The organism is Cellulomonas algicola (genome assembly GCF_003851725.1).
Taxonomy (GTDB): Bacteria; Actinomycetota; Actinomycetes; order Actinomycetales; family Cellulomonadaceae; genus Cellulomonas; species Cellulomonas algicola.
This window is the reverse complement of the sequence record NZ_BHYL01000101.1, coordinates 1-14,036: the sequence shown is the minus strand read 5'-3', so window position 1 is coordinate 14,036 and position 14,036 is coordinate 1. Positions and strand designations below refer to the sequence as shown.

The window sequence follows — 14,036 nt, the reverse complement described above, 5'->3', positions numbered from 1 at the left end:
GCGCCGCACCTGCCGACGGCGCCGCAGGCCTCGACGGCTCCGCGACCCGCGACGGCTCCGCGCACGACGCGCCTGGCGCCGGGGCACCGACGCGCGGCGGCACGGCCGACGACGCCGGCTCCGCCGCCCGCACGGACTCCCCGGCGGAGCGACCCGGTGCCTGAGGTCCGCGCGCTGCCCGTGCCCGACGGTCTCGCCGGCGAGCGGGTCGACGCCGCGCTGTCCCGCATGCTCGGCCTGTCGCGGACCCGTGCCGCGGAGATCGCCGCCGCCGGTGGTGTCCGCGTCGACGGACGGTCGGTCGGCAAGTCGGACCGGCTCGTGGCCGGTGGGTGGCTCGAGGTCGAGATCCCGGACCCGCAGGGCCCGCCGGCGCCGGCGGTCGTGCCGGAGCCGGTCCCGGGGATGCGGATCGTGCACGACGACGACGAGGTCGTGGTCGTCGACAAGCCCGTGGGGGTCGCCGCGCACCCGTCGCCGGGCTGGACCGGCCCGACCGTCGTCGGCGCGCTCGCCGCCGCGGGGTACCGCATCTCGACGTCGGGGGCCGCCGAGCGGCAGGGCGTCGTGCACCGTCTCGACGTCGGGACGTCGGGGCTCATGGTCGTCGCGAAGAGCGAGCACGCGTACACGGTGCTCAAGCGCGCGTTCAAGGAGCGCACGGTCGAGAAGGTGTACCACGCGCTCGTCCAGGGCCACCCCGAGCCGACGACCGGTACGATCGACGCCCCGATCGGGCGGCACCCGTCGGCGGACTGGAAGTTCGCGGTGGTCGCGGACGGCAAGCCGTCGGTCACGCACTACGAGGTCCTCGAGATGCTCCCGTCGGCGTCGCTCGTCGAGGTGCACCTGGAGACGGGCCGCACGCATCAGATCCGCGTGCACTTCGCGGCGCTGCGGCACCCGTGCGTCGGGGACCTGACGTACGGTGCGGACCCGACGCTCGCGGCCCGCACGGGCCTGTCGCGGCAGTGGCTGCACGCGGTCCGGCTGGGCTTCGAGCACCCGGGCACGGGCCAGTGGCTCGAGGTCACGAGCACGTACCCGGACGACCTCGCGCACGCGCTCGAGACGCTGGGCGCGGGCTACCGCTGACGCTCCGCCGCGTGCCGCGGCGCGGTTCCGGCGGAGCCGGTCGGGGCGGTCCGCCGTCCGCCCGCGGCGAGGTGCCCGGCGTGTCGCGCACGCCACCTCCGACACGGTCGCGGGGCGTCCGGAGCTGTCGGTGGGGCGACCTAGGATGGCCCGCATGGCATCTGCTGGAGGCTCCGACTTCGTCCACCTCCACGTGCACACCGAGTACTCGATGCTCGACGGTGCGGCCCGGCTCGGCGACCTCTTCGCGGAGGTCGAGCGGCAGGGTCAGACGGCCATCGCGACCACGGACCACGGCTACCTGTTCGGTGCGTTCGACTTCTGGTCGAAGGGCACGGCGGCCGGGATCAAGCCGATCATCGGCGTCGAGGCGTACATCACGCCGGGCACGAGCCGGTTCGACCAGACGCGTGTGCGGTTCGGCCAGCAGGGTCAGGAGGCCGACGACGTCTCCGCGCGTGGCGCGTACACGCACATGACGATGCTGGCGCGGAACAACGAGGGTCTGCACAACCTGTTCCGCGCGTCGTCGCTCGCGTCGCTCGAGGGTCAGATGGGCAAGTGGCCGCGGATGGACCGCGACCTGCTGGAGACCTACGGCAAGGGGCTCATCGCCACGTCGGGCTGCCCGTCGGGGGAGATCCAGACGCGGCTGCGCCTCGGCCAGTGGGACGAGGCGGTGCGCGTCGCCGGCGAGCTGCAGGACATCTTCGGCAAGGAGTTCTTCTACGTCGAGCTGATGGACCACGGGATCGAGATCGAGACCCGCGTCCTCAAGGACCTGCTGCGCCTGTCGGAGACGATCGGCGCCCCGCTCGTCGCGACGAACGACCTGCACTACGTGAAGCAGGAGGACAGCGCGTCGCAGGAGGCCCTGCTCGCGATCAACTCCGGCTCGACCCTCGCGGACCCGGACCGGTTCAAGTTCGACGGCGACGGCTACTACGTGAAGTCGGCCGCGGAGATGCGGCGCATCTGGGCCGAGCTGCCCGAGGCGTGCGACAACACGCTGCGGATCGCGGAGCAGTGCGAGGTCTCGTTCAACACCTCGGCGAACTACATGCCGAACTACCCGGTCCCGGCGGGCGAGGACGAGACGAGCTGGTTCGTCAAGGAGGTCGAGGCGGGCCTGCACCACCGGTACCCGGGCGGCATCCCGGACGAGGTGCGCAAGCAGGCCGCGTACGAGACCGAGGTCATCACGCAGATGGGCTTCCCGGGGTACTTCCTCGTGGTCGCCGACTTCATCAACTGGGCCAAGGACAACGGGATCCGTGTCGGGCCGGGCCGTGGCTCGGGCGCGGGCTCGATGGCCGCGTACGCCATGAAGATCACGGACCTCGACCCGTTGCAGCACGGCCTGATCTTCGAGCGGTTCCTCAACCCCGACCGTGTCTCGATGCCCGACTTCGACGTCGACTTCGACGAGCGTCGTCGCGGCGAGGTCATCCGGTACGTGACGGAGAAGTACGGCGAGGACCGCGTCGCGCAGATCGTCACGTACGGCACCATCAAGGCCAAGCAGGCCCTCAAGGACTCCGCGCGGCTGCTGGGCATGCCGTTCGCGATGGGGGAGAAGCTCACCAAGGCGATGCCGCCCGCGATCATGGGCAAGGACATCAGCCTGACGGGCATCTTCGACCCGGCGGACAAGCGCTACCACGAGGCCGAGGAGTTCCGTCAGGTCCACGCGACCGACCCGGACGCGCAGCGCGTGGTCGAGCTCGCGAAGGGCATCGAGGGCCTGAAGCGGCAGTGGGGCGTGCACGCGGCGGGCGTCATCATGTCGAGCGACCCGCTGATCGACATCATCCCGATCATGCGGCGGCCGCAGGACGGCGCCGTCATCACGCAGTTCGACTACCCGACGTCCGAGGGCCTCGGCCTCATCAAGATGGACTTCCTCGGGCTGCGCAACCTCACGATCCTCGACGACGCGCTCGAGAACATCGTGATGAACGGCAAGGACCCGGTCGTGCTCGAGGAGCTCGAGCTCACCGACCGCAAGACGTACGAGATGCTGGGGCGCGGCGACACGCTGGGGGTGTTCCAGCTCGACGGCGGCGGCATGCGCACCCTGCTGCGCCTCATGCGCCCCGACAACTTCGAGGACATCTCGGCCGTCGGCGCGCTGTACCGGCCGGGCCCGATGGGTGCCAACTCGCACACCAACTACGCGCTGCGCAAGAACGGCGCGCAGGAGGTCACGCCGATCCACCCCGAGCTGGCCGAGCCGCTCGAGGACATCCTCGGCACGACGTACGGCCTGATCGTGTACCAGGAGCAGGTCATGGCGATCGCGCAGCGCGTCGCCGGGTACTCCCTCGGACAGGCCGACATCCTGCGCCGCGCGATGGGCAAGAAGAAGAAGTCCGAGCTGGACAAGCAGTTCGAGGGCTTCTCCGCGGGCATGCAGGAGCGCGGCTTCTCGATGGCCGCGGTGCAGACGCTGTGGGACATCCTGCTGCCGTTCTCCGACTACGCGTTCAACAAGGCCCACTCGGCCGCGTACGGCGTCATCTCGTACTGGACGGCGTACCTCAAGGCGAACTACTCGGTCGAGTACATGGCCGCGCTGCTCACGTCGGTCAAGGACGACAAGGACAAGTCGGCCCTGTACCTCGGCGAGTGCCGGCACATGGGCATCACGGTGCTGCCGCCCGACGTGAACTCGTCGGCCGCCAACTTCACGGCCGTGGGCGCGGACATCCGCTTCGGCCTCACCGCGGTGCGCAACGTCGGCGCGAACGTCGTCGACGCGATCGTGCGGACGCGTGAGGAGAAGGGCGCGTTCACGTCGTTCACCGACTTCCTCGAGAAGGTGCCGGCGGTCGTCTGCAACAAGCGGACCATCGAGTCGCTCATCAAGGCGGGCGCGTTCGACTCGCTCGGTCACCCGCGGCGTGCGCTGCTGCTCGTGCACGAGCAGGCGGTCGACTCGGTCATCGGCGTCAAGCGCAAGGAGGCCGAGGGCCAGTTCGACCTGTTCGCCGACCTCATGGGCGGCGACGACGCGGGCCCGGGCTTCGCGGTCGCGATCCCGGACCTGCCCGACTGGGACAAGAAGCAGCGCCTCGCGTTCGAGCGGGAGATGCTCGGCCTCTACGTGTCCGACCACCCGCTGTCGGGCATCGAGCACGTCCTCGCGGCCTCGGCGGACGTGTCGATCGCGACGCTGCTCGCGGACGAGGCGCGGCCCGACGGGTCCACCGTGGTGATCGCCGGCCTCATCACGTCGCTGCAGCGCAAGATGTCGAAGCAGGGCAACCCGTGGGCCGCGGTCACGATCGAGGACATGGAGGGCTCTGTCGAGATCATGTTCTTCGGCGAGACGTACCTCGCGTACTCGACGGTGCTCGCGGAGGACGCGGTCGTCGTCGTGAAGGGCCGGGTGCGCCGCCGCGACGAGTCGATGTCGCTGCAGGCGATGGAGGTGTCCCTGCCCGACGTGTCGCAGGTCGCGGACGCGCCGGTCGTCGTCTCGCTCGCGGTCGCGCGCTGCACGCAGCCGCTGGTCGAGCGCCTGCGCGAGGTCCTGTCGACCCACCCGGGGATCACGGAGGTGCACCTGCGCCTCACCAGCCCGGGGCGGGCGACGGTGATGCGCCTGGGCGACGGGTTGCGGGTCGAGCGTTCGCCGTCGCTGTTCGGCGACCTCAAGGCGCTCCTCGGCCCGAGCTGCCTCTCCGCCTGACGACACATAGCCCTTGCGTTATATAACGCAGGATGGAAACATCGCCTCCGTGGACGTGATGGACGCGTTGGGCGACCCGGTGCGGCGGCGGCTCGTCGAGCTGCTCGCCGACGGCGGTCGGAGCGCGGGCGACCTCGCCGACGCGGTCGGCGCGGAGTTCGGCATCAGCCAGCCCGCGACGTCCCGTCATCTGCGCGTCCTGCGCGAGGCGGGCGTCGTCGAGTCGCGCCCGCAGGGCCCGGTCCGGCTGTACTCCGTGCGTCCCGAGCCGCTCGCCGACGTCGAGCGGTGGGCGCGCGACGTGCGCCGCTACTGGGAGCCCCGTCTCGACGCGCTCGCCACCGAGGTCGCACGTGGCACGCGTGCCCGCCGCCTGGCGTCGGACGACGCCCCCGGCACCAACGACCAGGGGAGGAACCCATGAGCGACAGCACCGACGTGCGCGGCGTCCTGACCGCGACGCCCGCCGGCACCACCGTCCGCTTCGAGCGCCGGTACGCGACGGACGTCGACGACCTGTGGACGTGCCTGACGGAGCCGGCCCGCGTCGCCCGCTGGCTCGGCCCGCTGCTCGGTGAGCTGCGGGTCGGCGGCCGGTTCGAGGTGCGGATGGGCGACGACGTCGACGACTCGCCGCAGAACGCGACGGGCGACGTGCTGCTGTGCGACCGCCCCCACCGGCTCGACGTCACGTGGTCGTTCCCGGGCGAGCCCGTCACCCGCCTCTCCGCGACGCTCACCGGCGACGCCGGTGCGACCGTGCTGGTGCTCGAGCACCACGACCTCGAGGATCGTGCGGCCCGGGGGTACGGCGGCGGGTGGCACACGTGCCTCGACCGCCTGGACGACCTCCTGGCGGGGCGCGACGTCCGGTCGTGGGACGAGCTGTTCGGCGAGCGCCAGTCGCTCTACCGGGAGGGCGCGGCCGGCTGACCGTCAGCCGACCGTCGCGCTGACCACGCCCGTCGGCAGGTCCACGTCGACGCGGTCGCCGCGGACGAGCTGACGGCCGCGACGGGACTCGGGCCCGCCGTTCACGGTCACCGCACCGTCGTCGAGGAGCTCGCGCGCCTGCGCGCCCGTCTCGGCGAGGTCGGCGAGCTTGAGAAACTGGCCGAGGCGGATCGAGTCGTCGGCGATGGGCACCTGAGTCATGGCAGCAGTCTGCCCCGCCGACGCATGCGACCGGTGCGTGGGCGCACGGGAAAGGGGAGGCGTCCGCTCGTAGAATCGTCGCCGTGATCACCCGAATCGACCTGCGCGGTCGCGTGCTGTCCCGTCGTGAGCTCCTGCAGGAGCTGCCTCGCGCGGAGGTCGACGTCGAGCACGCCGCCGAGGCGGTCGCGCCGATCATCGCGGCCGTGCGCGAGCGGGGCGCGGCCGAGCTGCGCGACCTCGCCGAGCGGTTCGACGGCGTCCGCCCGCAGCACGTGCGCGTCCCCGCCGCGACGATCACGGCGGCGGTCGACCGGCTCGACCCGCAGGTGCGGGCCGCGCTCGAGGAGACGATCCGCCGCGTCCGTCAGGTGCACGGCGCGCAGCGTCCCGACGACTTCACGGTCCAGGTCGCGCCGGGTGCGACGGTCCGCCAGCGCTGGCTCCCGGTGCGGCGCGTGGGCCTGTACGTGCCGGGCGGGCTCGCGGTGTACCCGTCGTCGGTCGTGATGAACGTCGTCGCGGCGCAGGAGGCCGGGGTCGGCTCGCTCGCGGTCGCGTCGCCGCCGCAGCAGGACGAGGGCGGGCTGCCCGACCCGGTGGTGCTCGCCACGTGCGCGCTGCTCGGGGTCGACGAGGTGTACGCCGTCGGCGGCGCGCAGGCGGTCGCGATGTTCGCGTACGGCGCCGCGGGCTCGCAGGCGGAGGACGGCGACACGCTGTGCGAGCCGGTCGACGTCATCACCGGACCGGGCAACGTCTACGTCGCCGCCGCCAAGCGGCTGGTGCGCGGCGTCGTCGGCATCGACGCGGAGGCGGGCCCGACGGAGATCGCGATCCTCGCCGACGGGACGGCGGACGCGAACCACGTCGCCGCGGACCTCGTCTCGCAGGCGGAGCACGACCCCCTGGCCGCGGCGGTGCTGGTCACGACGTCGGTCGAGCTCGCGGGCTCGGTCGAGGCGAAGCTCGTCGACCGCGTCGACGCGACGCGGCACCGCGAGCGTGTGACGACCGCGCTCAACGGCACGCAGTCGGCGATCGTCCTGGTCGACGACCTGGACGCGGGGCTCGACGTCGTCAACGCGTACGGCGCCGAGCACCTCGAGATCCAGGCGGTCGGCGCTGCGGCGCTCGCGGACCGGGTGACGAGCGCGGGTGCGATCTTCGTCGGCCCGTACTCGCCGGTGTCGCTCGGCGACTACATGGCGGGCTCGAACCACGTGCTGCCGACGGGCGGCTGCGCGCACTTCGCGAGCGGGCTCGGCGTGCACTCCTTCCTGCGCGCGGTGCAGGTGGTGGAGTACGACGCCGACGCGCTCGCGGTGGTCGCCGACCGGATCGTGGCGCTCGCCGACGCCGAGGGGCTGCCGGCGCACGGCGAGGCGGTCCGCGCGCGCTTCTGACCGGGCCGTCGCGCAGCGCCGTCCCCACCCTGCGGACGTCGGGGACGGCGGGCGGCGGGCGCTCCCTAGAATCGGCAGGGTGACCGCCGACCTCGCCCGTCCCGCGCTGCCGCTGCGCCCCGAGCTCGCCGGGCTGGAGCCGTACGGCGCGCCCCAGCTCGACGTGCCCGTGCTGCTCAACGTCAACGAGAACCCGTACGCGCCGTCGGACGCCGTCGTCGAGGACGTCGCGCGCGCGGTGGCCGACGCGACGCGCACGCTCAACCGGTACCCGGACCGCGACTTCGCCGCCCTCCGCCAGGACCTCGCGGACTACCTCGCGGTCGAGTCGGGCGTGCGGGTCGCACCCGAGCAGGTGTGGGCGGCCAACGGGTCGAACGAGATCATGCTGCACGTCCTGCAGGCCTTCGGTGGTCCGGGCCGCACGGCGCTGTCGTTCTCGCCGACCTACTCGATGTACCCGGAGTACGCGCGCGACACCTCGACGGCCTGGATCGAGGGGCGTCGCGAGGAGGACTTCAGCCTCGACCCCGACGCGGCGCGCGCGGCGATCGCGCAGCACGCGCCGTCGGTGGTCCTGCTCGCCAGCCCGAACAACCCGACGGGCACCGCGCTGCCGACGGACACGGTGCTCGCGGTCCTCGACGCGGCGGCGCGCGTGCCGGGCGGGTGCGTCGTCGTCGTCGACGAGGCGTACGGCGAGTTCCGGCGCCGCGGCACGCCGTCCGCGCTCGAGCTGCTCGACGGTCACCCGCACCTCGCCGTGAGCCGCACGATGTCGAAGGCGTTCGGCCTGGCCGGTGCACGCGTCGGCTACCTGACGGCCTCGACCGCGTTCGTCGACGCGTTGCGCGTCGTGCGCCTGCCCTACCACCTGTCGGCCGTCACACAGGCGGTCGCACGGGCCGCGCTGCGGCACGCGCCGGAGCTCATGGCGCAGGTCGGGTCGCTGCGCGACGAGCGCGACGCCCTCGTCGGCTGGCTGCGCGAGCGCGGGCTGCGCGTCGCGGACTCCGACGCCAACTTCGTCCTGTTCGGCACGTTCGACGACCGTCGGGCCGTCTGGCAGGGTCTGCTCGACCGCGGCGTCCTCATCCGCGAGGTCGGGCCGCAGGGCTGGTTGCGGGTGTCGGTCGGCACCCCGCAGGAGACGGCGGCGTTCAAGGACGCCCTGACGCAGGTCGTGGGACTGGCCGCGACCGGCAACGAGGAGGACCGGTGAGCACTGGCACGACCGCGGCCCCGCGGACCGCACGCGTCGAGCGCACGACGAGCGAGTCGAGCGTCGTCGTCGAGCTCGACCTGGACGGCACGGGCCGCACCGAGATCTCGACGACGGTGCCGTTCTACGACCACATGCTCACGGCGCTCGGCAAGCACTCGCTCATCGACCTCACCGTCCGCGCGACGGGCGACACGCACATCGACGCGCACCACACGGTCGAGGACGTCGCGATCACCCTCGGCGAGGCGCTGCGTCAGGCGCTCGGCGACAAGCGCGGCATCTCGCGGTACGGCGACGCGACGGTGCCGCTCGACGAGGCGCTCGCGCAGGCCGTCGTCGACGTGTCCGGCCGCCCGTACCTCGTGCACTCCGGGGAGCCCGAGGGGCAGGAGTACCACCTCATCGGCGGGCACTTCACCGGCTCCCTGACGCGGCACGTGCTCGAGTCGATCGCGCACCACGCCGCCTTCAGCATCCACGTCCGCGTGCTCGCGGGCCGCGACCCCCACCACATCGTCGAGGCGCAGTTCAAGGCCCTCGCGCGGGCGCTGCGGTTCGCGGTCGCGCTCGACCCGCGCGTGGACGGCATCCCGTCGACGAAGGGTGCGCTGTGAGCGACCAGCCCGCCGGCGGCCGCACGCCCGACGAGCCGGACGACGTCGTCGTCCCGGACGACCTGTCGTCGCTGCTCGACGGGCCTGCCGGCTCGTCGGTCCCGGACGACGCCTCGTCGCTGCTCGACGACACCGCGGGCCGGACCGTGCCCGACGACGCGTCGGCACTCCTCGGCAGCGACGGGGACGAGCGGTCGGCGACGGCCGGCACGCCCACGGGGGACGGCGCGAGCGCCGCGGACGCGGCCGACGACAGGGACGCGGCTGACGACGCGGCCGCCCGCGACGCCGCGGACGCCGCGCCCGTCGTCGTGCCGGACGACCTGTCGTCGCTGGCCGCGGGTGGCACGGAGGTCCCGTCGCTCGCGCTCGTCGTGACGCAGGTCGCCGCACCCGCGCCGCTCGCCGCGGCGTGCGCGCTCGCCAAGGTCGACGTGGACGTCGTGCCGTCGTCGGTCGGCGCGATCGCGGTGCTGCGCGACCCCGCGAGCGGCGCAGCCGGCGCGGAGGCGATCTCGCGGCTGCTGCGGACGCTGCCCGTGATCCTGCTCGAGCGCCGCGAGGGTCAGATCTCCGCGGGACGCTGGACGGGCGGGGCCCGGGTCGCGGACCTGCCGCCGGGTCTCGTGCTGTCGGACGCGCCGTCGGTGCTCGAGGACCTGCTGCTCGGCGACGCGAAGGTCGCCGAGGTCCCGGGCGTCGTGTCGAGCGTCGGCATGTCCCGCTGGCAGGCGATGCGCGCACTCGCGGCGGGTCGCAAGAGCCGGTGAGAGGTGCGTCTCGTCGCACGGCCGCGGCCCGCGTCGTCGACGGCCGGCGGGTAGCCTGACGCGGTGTCCACCCCCCGCGTCGTCGTCCTCGACTACGGCTTCGGCAACGTCCGCTCCGCGGTGCGCGCGCTCGAGCGCGTCGGCGCCCAGGTCGAGCTGACGGCGGACAAGCACGCCGCAACGGAGGCCGACGGCCTGGTCGTGCCCGGCGTCGGCGCCTTCGCGGCCGTCATGGGCGGGCTGCGCGCGGTCGGCGGCGACCAGGTGGTCGACCGTCGCCTGGCCGGCGGCCGTCCCGTGCTCGGGATCTGCGTCGGCATGCAGGTGATGTTCGCCGAGGGTGTCGAGCACGGTGACCGCACGGACGGGCTCGGCGAGTGGCCCGGCGTGGTCGACCGGCTCGAGGCCGACGTCGTGCCGCACATGGGCTGGGCCACGATCGAACCGCCGGCAGGCAGCACGCTGTTCCGCGGCCTCGAGGACGAGCGCTTCTACTTCGTGCACTCCTACGCGGCCCGGTCGTTCCCGCTGACCGACGAGGAGCAGAGCGCGACACCGTTCAGCGCGCCGCTCGTCACGTGGGCCACGCACGGCGACCGGTTCGTCGCGGCGGTCGAGAACGGCCCCCTCGCCGCGACGCAGTTCCACCCCGAGAAGTCCGGCGACGCGGGCGCGCAGCTGCTGACCCACTGGGTCGACTCGCTGCGCTGACCCCGGCGCTCCCCTCACCACCGCACCACCTCCCGGAGGACACCCATGACCGACCGCCTCGAGCTGCTGCCCGCCGTCGACGTCGCTGACGGCCAGGCCGTCCGCCTCGTCCAGGGGGAGGCCGGCTCCGAGACCGGCTACGGCGACCCGCTCGCCGCGGCGCTCGACTGGCACGCGGGGGGCGCCGAGTGGATCCACCTCGTCGACCTCGACGCGGCGTTCGGGCGCGGCTCCAACGCGGGTCTGCTCGCGGACGTCACGCAGCACCTGGCGGGCAAGGGCGTGAAGATCGAGCTGTCGGGCGGGATCCGCGACGACGCGTCGCTCGCCCGCGCGCTCGGGACCGGCGCGACGCGCGTCAACCTCGGCACGGCCGCGCTCGAGGACCCGGAGTGGACGGCGCGCGTCATCGCCGAGCACGGCGACCAGATCGCGGTGGGCCTCGACGTGCGCGGCACGACGCTCGCGGCCCGCGGCTGGACGCAGGAGGGCGGCGACCTGTGGGAGGTGCTCGAGCGCCTCGACGCGGCCGGCTGCTCCCGCTACGTCGTCACCGACGTGACGAAGGACGGCACGCTGCGCGGCCCCAACGTCGACCTGCTCCGCGAGGTGTGCGCGCGCACCGACGCCCCGGTCGTCGCGTCCGGCGGCGTGTCGAGCCTCGAGGACCTGCGCGTGCTGCGCGAGCTCGTGCCCGTGGGCGTCGAGGGCGCGATCGTCGGCAAGGCGCTCTACGCGGGGGCGTTCACGCTGCCGCAGGCGCTCGACGTCGCCGGCCGGCCCTGACCCGGTCGTGAGCACCGGCCGCGCGCTGCCGCCGTCGTCACCGTTCGCCGGGGACGACGGGTCCGCCGACCCGCGCGTCGCGGTGGCGCTGTCCGCCTACGGCCGGGGCGACGGGACGGTCGCGGGCGTGGTCGACGCGCTCGCGGGCACGCGTGTGCTGGTGCCCGTGCTCGCCGAGCTCGAGGCGGCCGACGTCGTCGTGCACGACGGGCACGCGCACACGGTCGACAAGGAGGCCTCCGCGGGGATCGTCGCGCTGCGGACGCCCGACGGTCGCACGGCGCTGCCGGTGTTCACGAGCGTCGCGGCGATGACGGCGTGGCGGGCTGACGCACGGCCCGTGCCCACCGACGCGGCGCGCGCGGCGCTGTCCGCGGTCGACGAGGGCTGGGAGGTCCTCGTCGTGGACGCCGGCGGCCCGGTCACCGTGCTGCTGCCGCGCACCGCCGTGTGGGCGCTGGCCCAGGGGAAGGCGTGGCATCCCGCGGTGGTCGACGGGACGGTCGACCGCGACGTCGCGGGCGCGGTCCGGCGCGCGCTCGCGCCCGTGCGCGACGTCGTCGAGTCGAGCGCGCAGCCGGGGACGCGCGCGGAGGTCGCGGTCGTGCTCGGCCTCGTCCCGGGGCTCGACCGGGCACGACTCGACGCCGCGCTGGCGCAGGTCAACGCAGCGCTGGCCGCGGACGAGACCGTGACGTCGCGGGTCGACTCCCTCGAGCTGCGCGTGCGCGCCGCCCGCTGACCCGGGCGCGCGGCGTCAGTGCCGGCGGCGCAGCGCCCAGGCGAACGCGCACACCGTGATCGCGGTCGCGGCGACGATCTGCCCGCCGAGGATCACGCGGTTGAGGTCGAGCGTGGGCCGCCACTGCACGCCGGACTCGTCGACGACGAACACGCCGACGGCCTTCACGTGCGCGGCGTACCCGCCGCCCCCGCCGTGCCCGCCACCGTGCCCGTGGTGCGGCTCGGGGTCCCCGGAACGCCGGCCGAACGACGGCGCCGACGGCAGGTCGCCCTCGCCGTCGCCGGACCCGAGACCGACCGCCCCCGAGACGCGTGCGACGGGGATGACGAGCCGGCCGTCCCGCTCGTACGCGTCGCCGAACACGCGGCGGACCGTGAGGTTGTCGTTGGCGGCGCCGGCGAGCTGCGTCGGGTCGAAACGAGGTGCGTCGGACATGCGTTCCTCCGTGCGTTCTCGGTCGGTCAGGAGCAGGTCGAGCGGTTCAGGTGCAGGTGGGTGCGTCCGTGAAGGCGGACTCGTCGTCCAGCATGGCGCGCAGGGTGCTCACAGGCACCACGAAGCTGTGCCCCTCGGCGTCCTTCGCGTACACGACCCCGACGACGCGCCCGTCGGTGTCGAGCACGGCGGAGCCCGAGCTCCCCGGCTCGACGGGGGCGTCGGTCACGAGGACCTCGCCGAGGTTGACGTTGAGCGGGTCGGTCGTCGCGCCGAGCACGGCGCCGGTCGTGATCGTGAGCCGCTGCCCGAGCGGGTAGCCGACGACGGTCACGGCGTCCCCGGGCGCGGGGTCGGCGTCCGCGAGCTCGGGTGCGGCAGGCAGCGGCTCGGCCGTCCGGACGATCGCGAGGTCCGCGAGGCCCGCGGTGCTCGCCGCGGTCGCGCCGACGTCGCGCCCGTCGTAGGTGCTGAGCTGCAGCGCGGACGAGTCGGCGACGACGTGCCGGTTCGTGACGAGCGTGTTCGCATCGATCGCGAAGCCCGAACCCGTCGAGACGGAGCCGCACCCGATGTTCCGGATCCGGACCGCCATGCGCTGTGCCGAGTCGAAGCCGTCGGGGGAGAGGTTGCCGGACGACGTGGGCGCCGGAGCCGGGGCTCGGCTCGGGATGACGCTCGACGGCACGGGCGCGGGCATCGCGGGCAGGACGGCGCAGCCGGTCAGGGACGCCAGGAGCGCGAGCCCGGAGAACGCCCGTAGGCGGGGTCGCGTCACCGGTCGAGCTCGCGCTGGAGGGAGGCGTTCGCGTCGGTCGCGGCGCCGCACACGCGGTCCACGTCGGTCGCGAAGCGCTGCAGGTCGGACGGGTCGTACTGGTCGGACTCGCGGAGGTAGCCGATGAGACGCTGCTGGCCGTCGATGCAGTTCGCGAGCGCGGTCGCGACCTGACCCGCGGCCTGGGACACGCGCGCCTGGTAGTCGGCGAGCTGCTGCTGCGAGGCGCTCGTGTCGCCGAGCCGGGCCTTCTCGTCGGCGAGCTCGGTGATGCGCTGCTGCGCGGCGGCGAGCTGCGTCTGCGTGTCCGTGAGCTCGGCCTGCGCGGCCTCGAGGTCCGTCTGCGTCTGGGCCAGCGCCGTGCCGTGCGTGCGCGCGAGGTCCTCCCACTGCGCCGACGACCGCTGCCACGCGCTCGTGGTGCGGATCAGGTAGACGGTCAGGAGCGCGGCCGCGACGACCACGGCGACGAGCGCGATCGCGAGGACGGTCGTGCCTCGGCGACGCGGCGCCCTCGGCCCGCTGGCACCGTCGACCGCACCGGCGGGCGGGACGACGGGCGGGCTCGCCGGCACCCAGGGCGCCGGCCCGGGCGCCGCGGTGGCGGCCGGCACCCCGGGCG

15 protein-coding genes are annotated in these 14,036 nt (G+C 73.9%); 11 read left to right on the top strand and 4 right to left on the bottom strand.

Features of this window, described 5'->3' with window-relative positions; translation table 11 throughout:
* Positions 1-156: 156 nt before the first annotated feature.
* The 4 genes from CTKZ_RS07785 to CTKZ_RS07770 all read left to right on the top strand — a co-directional run bounded on the left by CTKZ_RS07785 (position 157) and on the right by CTKZ_RS07770 (position 5,722).
* Complete coding sequence (locus CTKZ_RS07785) at positions 157-1,095, top strand: RluA family pseudouridine synthase (RefSeq protein ID WP_124342414.1); 939 nt, start codon at positions 157-159, stop codon at positions 1,093-1,095.
* A gap of 154 nt (positions 1,096-1,249) precedes the next feature.
* A complete protein-coding gene (gene dnaE, locus CTKZ_RS07780) occupies positions 1,250-4,789 on the top strand; it encodes a DNA polymerase III subunit alpha (RefSeq protein WP_124342413.1) in 3,540 nt (1,179 codons plus the stop codon).
* Positions 4,790-4,847: 58 nt separating this feature from the next.
* Positions 4,848-5,213, top strand: a complete 366-nt coding sequence (locus tag CTKZ_RS07775; protein ID WP_124342418.1) for an ArsR/SmtB family transcription factor — start codon at positions 4,848-4,850, stop codon at positions 5,211-5,213.
* Positions 5,210-5,722: an SRPBCC family protein gene (locus tag CTKZ_RS07770; protein ID WP_124342412.1), complete on the top strand. Its 513-nt coding sequence runs from the start codon at positions 5,210-5,212 to the stop codon at positions 5,720-5,722. The genes CTKZ_RS07775 and CTKZ_RS07770 overlap by 4 nt, the downstream gene beginning before the upstream one ends.
* A gap of 3 nt (positions 5,723-5,725) precedes the next feature.
* Here CTKZ_RS07770 and CTKZ_RS07765 read toward each other — a convergent pair whose 3' ends face one another.
* Complete coding sequence (locus tag CTKZ_RS07765; RefSeq protein WP_124342411.1) at positions 5,726-5,944, bottom strand: RNA-binding S4 domain-containing protein; 219 nt, start codon at positions 5,942-5,944, stop codon at positions 5,726-5,728.
* An 83-nt stretch (positions 5,945-6,027) separates the two neighbouring features.
* Here CTKZ_RS07765 and hisD point away from each other — a divergent pair, with 83 nt between their 5' ends.
* The 7 genes from hisD (at position 6,028) to CTKZ_RS07730 (ending at position 12,198) form a co-directional block, all read left to right on the top strand.
* Complete coding sequence (gene hisD, locus CTKZ_RS07760) at positions 6,028-7,350, top strand: histidinol dehydrogenase (RefSeq protein WP_124342410.1); 1,323 nt, start codon at positions 6,028-6,030, stop codon at positions 7,348-7,350.
* A 79-nt stretch (positions 7,351-7,429) separates the two neighbouring features.
* Positions 7,430-8,572 (top strand): histidinol-phosphate transaminase, encoded by a 1,143-nt coding sequence (locus tag CTKZ_RS07755; protein WP_124342409.1) that lies wholly within the window; start codon positions 7,430-7,432, stop codon positions 8,570-8,572.
* Positions 8,569-9,189, top strand: coding sequence for an imidazoleglycerol-phosphate dehydratase HisB (gene hisB, locus CTKZ_RS07750; RefSeq protein ID WP_124342408.1), 621 nt, complete (start codon positions 8,569-8,571; stop codon positions 9,187-9,189). Before CTKZ_RS07755 ends, hisB begins: the two co-directional genes overlap by 4 nt.
* Positions 9,186-9,959, top strand: a complete 774-nt coding sequence (locus CTKZ_RS22415; RefSeq protein WP_235843393.1) for a hypothetical protein — start codon at positions 9,186-9,188, stop codon at positions 9,957-9,959. The genes hisB and CTKZ_RS22415 overlap by 4 nt, the downstream gene beginning before the upstream one ends.
* Before the next feature lie 63 nt (positions 9,960-10,022).
* Entirely contained in the window at positions 10,023-10,670 is a 648-nt protein-coding gene (gene hisH, locus CTKZ_RS07740) for an imidazole glycerol phosphate synthase subunit HisH (protein ID WP_124342407.1), read from the top strand.
* A gap of 45 nt (positions 10,671-10,715) precedes the next feature.
* Complete coding sequence (gene priA / locus CTKZ_RS07735; RefSeq protein ID WP_124342406.1) at positions 10,716-11,456, top strand: bifunctional 1-(5-phosphoribosyl)-5-((5-phosphoribosylamino)methylideneamino)imidazole-4-carboxamide isomerase/phosphoribosylanthranilate isomerase PriA; 741 nt, start codon at positions 10,716-10,718, stop codon at positions 11,454-11,456.
* Between the two features lie 7 nt (positions 11,457-11,463).
* Positions 11,464-12,198: an SseB family protein gene (locus CTKZ_RS07730; protein WP_124342405.1), complete on the top strand. Its 735-nt coding sequence runs from the start codon at positions 11,464-11,466 to the stop codon at positions 12,196-12,198.
* A gap of 15 nt (positions 12,199-12,213) precedes the next feature.
* Here the strand turns inward: CTKZ_RS07730 and CTKZ_RS07725 are convergent, their stop codons facing one another.
* From CTKZ_RS07725 to CTKZ_RS07715, 3 genes are all read right to left on the bottom strand, one after another.
* Entirely contained in the window at positions 12,214-12,636 is a 423-nt protein-coding gene (locus CTKZ_RS07725) for a spore germination protein GerW family protein (protein ID WP_124342404.1), read from the bottom strand.
* 46 nt (positions 12,637-12,682) lie between these two features.
* Positions 12,683-13,414: a S1C family serine protease gene (locus tag CTKZ_RS07720; protein ID WP_235843392.1), complete on the bottom strand. Its 732-nt coding sequence runs from the start codon at positions 13,412-13,414 to the stop codon at positions 12,683-12,685.
* Positions 13,411-14,036, bottom strand: a 626-nt coding sequence (locus tag CTKZ_RS07715; RefSeq protein ID WP_307720290.1) for an efflux RND transporter periplasmic adaptor subunit, incomplete at its 5' end; no start/stop codon positions are given. The genes CTKZ_RS07715 and CTKZ_RS07720, both read right to left, overlap by 4 nt.

What these genes read in the sequence shown, in the direction of transcription:
- dnaE (WP_124342413.1), top strand. Translation starts at nt 1,250, where the DNA reads ATGGCATCTGCTGGAGGCTCCGACTTCGTCCACCTCCACGTGCACACC.
- CTKZ_RS07775 (WP_124342418.1), top strand. Translation starts at nt 4,848, where the DNA reads ATGGACGCGTTGGGCGACCCGGTGCGGCGGCGGCTCGTCGAGCTGCTC.
- CTKZ_RS07770 (WP_124342412.1), top strand. Translation starts at nt 5,210, where the DNA reads ATGAGCGACAGCACCGACGTGCGCGGCGTCCTGACCGCGACGCCCGCC.
- CTKZ_RS07765 (WP_124342411.1), bottom strand. Translation starts at nt 5,944, where the DNA reads ATGACTCAGGTGCCCATCGCCGACGACTCGATCCGCCTCGGCCAGTTT.
- priA (WP_124342406.1), top strand. Translation starts at nt 10,716, where the DNA reads ATGACCGACCGCCTCGAGCTGCTGCCCGCCGTCGACGTCGCTGACGGC.
- CTKZ_RS07725 (WP_124342404.1), bottom strand. Translation starts at nt 12,636, where the DNA reads ATGTCCGACGCACCTCGTTTCGACCCGACGCAGCTCGCCGGCGCCGCC.